Origin of the sequence: Bradyrhizobium manausense, from assembly GCF_018131105.1 — a bacterium.
Taxonomy (GTDB): domain Bacteria; phylum Pseudomonadota; class Alphaproteobacteria; order Rhizobiales; family Xanthobacteraceae; genus Bradyrhizobium; species Bradyrhizobium manausense_B.
The window spans coordinates 46882-53904 of the sequence record NZ_JAFCJI010000010.1; the positions used below are offsets into that span (position 1 = coordinate 46882).

Genomic DNA, 7023 nt, shown 5'->3' on the forward strand with positions numbered 1-7023 from the left:
TCGCTGAAGGTCGTCCGTAACGGTTTGTTAACCCCGACAGGGGCCGCGTTTCTAGCATCGCCATAAGTCATACTTAATCGACGGCGCCTAGGGTGGGAACTCTGAAAACCATCCCGGGCTCTCGCCATGCGCGCCGCGTTTCGCACTCTCATTCGCAGGTTCGTCCGCGACAAGCGCGGCAATATCGCTGTGATATTCACGCTTGCCTGCGTTCCGCTGATCACCGCGGTCGGTTGCGCCGTCGACTACTCGCGTGCGACCCAGATCCGGTCGAAGCTGCAGGCTGCGGCCGATGCGGCCAGCGTCGGTGCGATCGCAAAGGCCTCGCCGGCCTTCCTGGCGGCGGGCTCGATGACGTCGGACGGCACGATTCCCGCCGGCGTGACCGACGCCCAGAACATCTTCGATGCCAACCGCGCCAATCTGACCGGCTACACGCTCAACAGCGTGACGCCGACCGTGGCCAAGAGCGGCTCGACCGTCACCTCGACGGTCGCGTTCAGTGCCAATATCAACACCATGTTCCTCGGCCTGATCGGCAAGGCCACGCTCACCGTGACCGGCACGTCGACCTCGACGGCCAACATGCCGCTCTATGTCGATTTCTATCTCCTGCTGGACAACTCGCCGTCGATGGGGGTCGCGGCGACGCCGACCGACGTCAGCAAGATGGTGAGCAACACGCCCGACAAATGCGCCTTCGCCTGCCACGACTACAATGATCCGAACAACTATTACAACCTCGCCAAGACGCTCGGTGTGACGACGCGGATCGACGTGCTGCGCAGCGCGACTCAATCGCTGATGGATACGGCCGGCGCCACCGAAACCTATTCGAACCAGTTCCGCATGGCGATCTATGATTTCGGCGCATCGTCGAAGACCATCGGCCTGCGTGCATTGTTCTCGCTGTCCTCGAGCCTGTCGAGCGCCAAGACCGCGGCAGGCTTGATCGATTTGATGGGCGTCTACGGCAACAACGATGCCTACACCGCCGACAAGGATACCCAGTTCAGCACGGTGTTTCCGGCGATCAACACGGCGATCTCGTCGCCGGGCGCGGGCACGTCGGCCGCGCCGCTGAAATATCTGTTCTTCGTCTCCGACGGTGTTGCCGATGAAAGCAACGCCGCTTGCCTCAAGACGATGTACAACAAGACGTTCGGCAACATCTCGCCGCGTTGCCAGTCGCCGCTCAATCCCGCGCTCTGCGATACGTTGAAGGGCCGCGGCGTCAAGATCGCGGTGCTCTACACCACCTATCTGCAGCTGCCGACCAACACCTGGTACATGGGTTGGATCGACCCGTTCAACAAAGGGCCCTACGGACCGTCGCCGAACAGCGAGATCGCCCAGAACATGCAGAGCTGCGCCTCGCCCGGGCTCTATTTTGAAGTGAGCCCGACGCAAGGCATCTCGGATGCGATGAACGCACTGTTCAAGAAAGCGGTCGCCGACGCGCGGATCGCGGGGTGAGCGCTACGACCGGTAATCCCCGTTGATCGCCACATATTCCTTGGTGAGGTCGCAGGTCAGCACACGGTCGCGGCCCTTGCCGAGGCCGAGCGAGACCTTGATCGCGATCTCCGGCGCCTTCATTGCTTCCGACACCTGGGTCTCGTCATAGGACGGATCACGCGCGCCGCTCTTGGCGACGCGGATGCCGTTGAAGGAAATCGAGAGCTTGTCGCGGTCGGCCGGCTCGCCGGCCTTGCCGACCGCCATCACCACGCGGCCCCAATTGGCGTCTTCGCCCGCGATCGCGGTCTTCACCAGCGGCGAGTTGGCGATCGACATCGCGATCTTGCGCGCGGAGGCTTTGGTCTTGGCGCCCTCGACGGTGATCTCGACCAGCTTGCGCGCGCCTTCGCCGTCTCGGGCGACCTGCTCGGAGAGATTGGCGAGGATCAGGTTGAACGCTTTCACGAAGGCCTTCAGACGCGGGTCGCTGGCGCGGCTGATTTTTGGCGCGCCATGCACGGCGGCGGCACCGGTCGCGAACGCCAGCAGCGTGTCTGAAGTCGAGGTGTCGCCGTCGATCGTCACCGCGTTGAATGTATCCTCGACGCCTGCCTTGAGCAGTGCCTGGAGCGCGGCGGGCGCGATCGGAGCGTCCGTGAAGATGAAGGACAGCATCGTCGCCATGTCGGGCGCGATCATGCCGGCACCCTTGGCCATGCCGTTGATGGTGACCTTGGCCTTGCCGAGCTTCACGGTCGCGGTCGCGACCTTGGGGAAGGTGTCGGTGGTCATGATCGCCTTGGCGGCGGCGAGGTAGTCGCCGGACTCGGCGGTCTCGGCAAGACGTCCCAGCACGCCGTCGAACTTGCTCGCGTCCAGCGGCTCGCCGATCACGCCGGTCGAGGCCAGGAAGATCTCGCTCTCGCTGCAGCCGACGGCCTTCGCCGCGATCTTCGCGGTCATCGCGGTCGAACTGCGGCCGGTCTTGCCGGTGAAGGCATTGGCATTGCCGGAATTGACCACGAGGGCGCGGGCCTTGCCGCCCTTCAGTTTTGCGCGGCACCACTCGACCGGCGCGGACGGGCATTTCGACTTGGTGAAGACGCCGGCGACTGCAGTGCCCTTGTCCATGATCGCCAAAAGCACGTCGGTGCGGTTCTTGTAGCGGATGCCGGCCTCGGCCGTCGCAAGGCGGATGCCCGCGATGACGGGCATATCGGGGACGTTCTTCGGGGCGAGCGGGGAGACTGAGGAGGACATCGCGGGGTGCCTTGGCTTGTGCCTTGGTGAGGCCTGGATATGCAGATGCCCGGCCCCTCTTTGCGAGGCCGGGCATCAGGTAGGCTTAGATACTCTTCGCGTCACCGAAGTGACAGCGAATTCTTACTTCTTGGCGGGGGGCGCCATCTTGCTGTCGGAGGGCTTCGCGTCCGAGGGCTTGGCCGCATCGGCCGGCTTGGCATCCTTGGACGCGTCGGCCGCCGGCTGGTCCAGCCGCTCGACCTTGGCCTCGGCGCGGAGCTTGGCGACGTAATCGGCCTGGGCCTTGCGGGTGACGTACTGCTCGATCTGCGGCTTGACCTGGTCGAACTCCGGTGCCTTGCGGTTGCGCTTTTCCTCGACCTTGATGATGTGCCAGCCGAACTGCGACTTCACGGGGTCGGAGATCTTGCCCGGCTCCAGCGAGAACGCGACGGCCGAGAATTCCGGCACCATCTGCTCTTTGGTGAAGAAGCCGAGGTCGCCGCCGTCGGCCGAACCCGGATCCTTGGACTTCTTCTTGGCCAGCTCGGCGAAATCCGCGCCCTTGTCGAGCTCGGCCTTCACCGCCTTGGCCTCGTCCTCGGTCTCGACCAGGATGTGGCGGGCGCGCACTTCCTGCTCGCCGGTGATCTGCTTGGAGGCCTCCTCATAGACCTTCTTCATGGCGTCGTCGTTGGTGGCGGCCTTGCCTTCCTGGGCCAGCAGACTGTCCATCAGCAGACGGTTGCGGGCGAAGGCCATCCGCTTCTTGAATTCCTCGCTGTCGGCAACCTTCTTGTCCTCGGCCGCCTTGGAGACGATTTTCATGTCGATCAGGAAGGAGAGAACGTTCTCGTCCTTGGTCGCCGGATCCATCTGGGCGAGGCTCGGTCCGAGCTCTTCCTCGGCCATGGTGACGTCGCTCTTCTTGATCTCCGCGCCATTGACCTTGGCCAGAACGGGATCGTCGGCCGCCCGGATCGGGCCCGCGAACGCCAGGAACAGCGCCAGGGCCAGGGAGCCGGCCAGGGCGGACGCATGGCAAAAGCGCTGGCCGGTGGTTACCGGGAACGAGGTGGTCATGGAAAATCCTTATGTTGAAGCAGGGGCTGCTTTAAGCGGGGCGGACACTCGCCCAATCACAGGGGCTTGGCAACGCGAAAAGTCTGTCAAAATGATGAATTAGCCGCAATGCGCCCGCCGTTGACAAGGCCCTGACCGGGCCATATCTCTCCCCGGTCGCGACCATGGCGATGGCGTTTATTTTGCTGCGTTTTTGGCCGTTGAACCCAGACTAGCCCAATTCCCACCCATATGGCGGATGACCCCCCGCAGTCCGGGCTCTGGCGCCACAAGGCGTCACGGTGAGTTGATAGGCCAGCGGGTGACAACTTCTTGGCTGCAACGCGGTTGAATCGCGAACACAGGAACTAGGCATGATCGGCGCGCTCGCCCGCAAGTTTTTCGGCTCCGCCAACGACCGGCGGGTGAAGGGATACCAGTCCCGCATCAACGCGATCAACGCGCTGGAGCCCGAGCTCGTCAAGCTCTCCGACGAACAGCTCAAGGCCCGTACCGCCGAATTCAAGAAGCAGCTCGCCGAGGGCAAGACGCTCGACGACATTCTGGTGCCTGCCTTCGCCACCGTGCGCGAAGCCGCCAAACGCACGCTCGGCCAGCGCCATTTCGACGTCCAGCTGATCGGCGGCATGGTGCTGCACGAAGGCGACATCGCCGAGATGAAGACCGGCGAAGGCAAGACGCTGGTCGCGACGCTGGCGGTCTATCTCAACGCGCTCGCCGGCAAGGGCATCCACGTCGTCACGGTCAACGACTACCTCGCCCGCCGCGACTCCGGCTGGATGGGTCAGATCTACGGCTTCCTCGGCATGACGACCGGCGTGATCGTCCACGGTCTCGACGACGCCGAGCGCAAGGCCGCCTATGCCTGCGACATCACCTACGGCACCAACAACGAATACGGCTTCGACTATCTCCGCGACAACATGAAGTACCGGCTCGAGGACATGGTCCAGCGGCCGCATTTCTACGCGATCGTCGACGAAGTCGACTCCATCCTGATCGACGAAGCGCGTACGCCGCTGATCATCTCCGGCCCGCTCGACGACCGTTCGGACTTCTACAACACCATCGACTCATTCCTGCCCAAGCTCGACAAGACCGACTACGAGGTCGACGAGAAGCAGCGCACGGTGACGCTGACCGAAGGCGGCATGGAGAAGATCGAGACGCTGCTGCGCGATGCCGGTCAGCTCAAGGGCGATTCACTCTACGACGTCGAGAACGTCTCCGTCGTGCACCACATCAACCAGGCGCTGCGCGCCCACACGCTGTTCACCCGCGACAAGGACTACATCGTCCGCGACGACGAGGTCGTCATCATCGACGAGTTCACCGGACGCATGATGGCCGGCCGCCGCTATTCGGAAGGCCTGCACCAGGCGCTGGAAGCCAAGGAGCATGTGCAGGTTCAGCCCGAGAACCAGACGCTGGCCTCGATCACGTTCCAGAACTATTTCCGGATGTACGAAAAGCTCGCCGGCATGACCGGAACGGCGTTGACCGAAGCCGACGAGCTCTTCGACATCTACAAGCTCGAAGTTGTCGAAATTCCGACCAACGTGCCGGTCGGCCGCCTCGACGAGGACGACGAGGTTTATCGCACGCACACCGAAAAATACTCGGCCATTCTCGCCGAGATCGAGCGGGCGAACGCGCGGCTGCAGCCGGTGCTGGTCGGTACGGCGTCGATCGAGAAGTCGGAAGTGCTGGCCGAATTCCTCAAGAAGAACGGCTACAAGCAAATCGATTTCGGCAAGGACAACGCGCTCGACAAGCTCTATGCCGCCGCGCGCGCGGGCAAGCCGGCAAAACTCTTCGCTGTGCTGAACGCGCGCTTCCACGAGCAGGAAGCCTATATCGTCGCCGAAGCCGGCGTGCCCGGCGCGATCACGATCGCCACCAACATGGCCGGCCGCGGTACCGACATCAAGCTCGGTGGTTCGCTCGAGATGCGCATCCAGCAGGAGACCGCGGGCATCGAGGACGAGGCCGAGAAGGCTGCGAAGGTCGAGCAGATCAAGGCCGATATCGCCCACTTCCGCGACATCGTGCTCAATGCCGAAGAGACCGTCGAGATCGAGCCTGCCAAGGGCTCGAAGCCGGCCAAGACCGTGAAGAAGCCCGGCGGCCTCTACATCATGGGCTCCGAGCGGCACGAATCCCGCCGCATCGACAACCAGCTTCGCGGCCGTTCCGGCCGTCAGGGCGACCCCGGCCGCTCGAAATTCTTCCTGTCGCTGGAAGACGATCTGATGCGCATCTTCGGCTCGGATCGCCTCGACAGCATGCTCCAGCGTCTCGGCCTGCAAGAGGGCGAGGCGATCATCCATCCCTGGATCAACAAGGCCCTCGAGAAGGCGCAGCAGAAGGTCGAAGCCCGCAACTTCGACATCCGCAAGAACCTGCTCAAGTTCGACAACGTCCAGAACGACCAGCGCAAGGTGATCTTCGACCAGCGCGTCGACCTGATGAAGGACGAGAGCGTCGCCGAGACCGTCAGTGACATGCGCCACGCCTTCATCGAAGATCTCGTCGCCAAGCACGTGCCCGAACATGCCTATGCCGAGCAGTGGGACGTCGCCGGCCTCAAGGACGAATTGAAGCGCGTGCTCGATCTCGACCTGCCGGTCGAGGATTGGTCCAGGGAAGAGGGCATCGCCGACGAGGAGCTGCTCACGCGCATCGAGACGCGTGCCGACGAGCATATGGCCGCCAAGGTCGCGCAATGGGGTCCCGACGTGATGCGTTACGTCGAGAAGACCATTCTGCTCCAGACGCTCGACCATCTCTGGCGCGAGCATCTGATCATGCTCGACCATCTGCGCCAGGTCATCGGCCTGCGCGGCTACGGCCAGCGCGATCCGCTCCAGGAGTACAAGACCGAGGCCTTCAACCTCTTCCAGGAGATGAGCGCCCATTTGCGCGAGGCTGTCACCGCGCAGCTGATGCGGGTCGAGATCGTCCCGCCGGAGCAGGAAGCCCCTGTCTTGCCGCAGATGGAAGCGCACAAGTTCGATCCGAACACCGGCGAAGACGAAATGGCCATCGCCAACGTGTCGCTGGCGCCGCAGCATACCGACGCCGCGCTGCGCGACCCGAAGAACCCTGCAAGCTGGGGCAAGGTCGGCCGCAACGAGGACTGCCCCTGCGGCTCAGGCAAGAAGTTCAAGCACTGCCACGGGCGGTACGCTTAGCTAGTGATTTCAATGAGTTAGATGTTTCGATTGTCCAAAACTC

Annotated in this window: 4 protein-coding genes; 2 read left to right on the plus strand and 2 right to left on the minus strand. The window is 63.2% G+C overall.

Features of this window, described 5'->3' with window-relative positions:
• Nucleotides 1-126 precede the first annotated feature (126 nt).
• Complete coding sequence (locus JQ631_RS31805; RefSeq protein WP_212333946.1) at nt 127-1476, plus strand: TadE/TadG family type IV pilus assembly protein; 1350 nt, start codon at nt 127-129, stop codon at nt 1474-1476.
• 3 nt (nt 1477-1479) lie between these two features.
• Here JQ631_RS31805 and argJ read toward each other — a convergent pair whose 3' ends face one another.
• Both argJ and JQ631_RS31815 read right to left on the minus strand, forming a co-directional pair.
• Nucleotides 1480-2721 carry a bifunctional glutamate N-acetyltransferase/amino-acid acetyltransferase ArgJ gene (argJ, locus tag JQ631_RS31810; protein ID WP_212333947.1) on the minus strand — a complete coding sequence of 414 codons (1242 nt, stop codon included), beginning with the start codon at nt 2719-2721 and terminating at the stop codon, nt 1480-1482.
• Nucleotides 2722-2844: 123 nt separating this feature from the next.
• The gene (locus JQ631_RS31815; protein WP_212333949.1) at nt 2845-3786 is read right to left on the minus strand and encodes a peptidylprolyl isomerase; all 942 of its coding nucleotides are present in this window, start codon (nt 3784-3786) and stop codon (nt 2845-2847) included.
• Nucleotides 3787-4139: 353 nt separating this feature from the next.
• Here JQ631_RS31815 and secA point away from each other — a divergent pair, with 353 nt between their 5' ends.
• Nucleotides 4140-6980 carry a preprotein translocase subunit SecA gene (gene secA, locus JQ631_RS31820; RefSeq protein ID WP_212333951.1) on the plus strand — a complete coding sequence of 947 codons (2841 nt, stop codon included), beginning with the start codon at nt 4140-4142 and terminating at the stop codon, nt 6978-6980.
• The last annotated feature ends 43 nt before the right edge of the window (nt 6981-7023 follow it).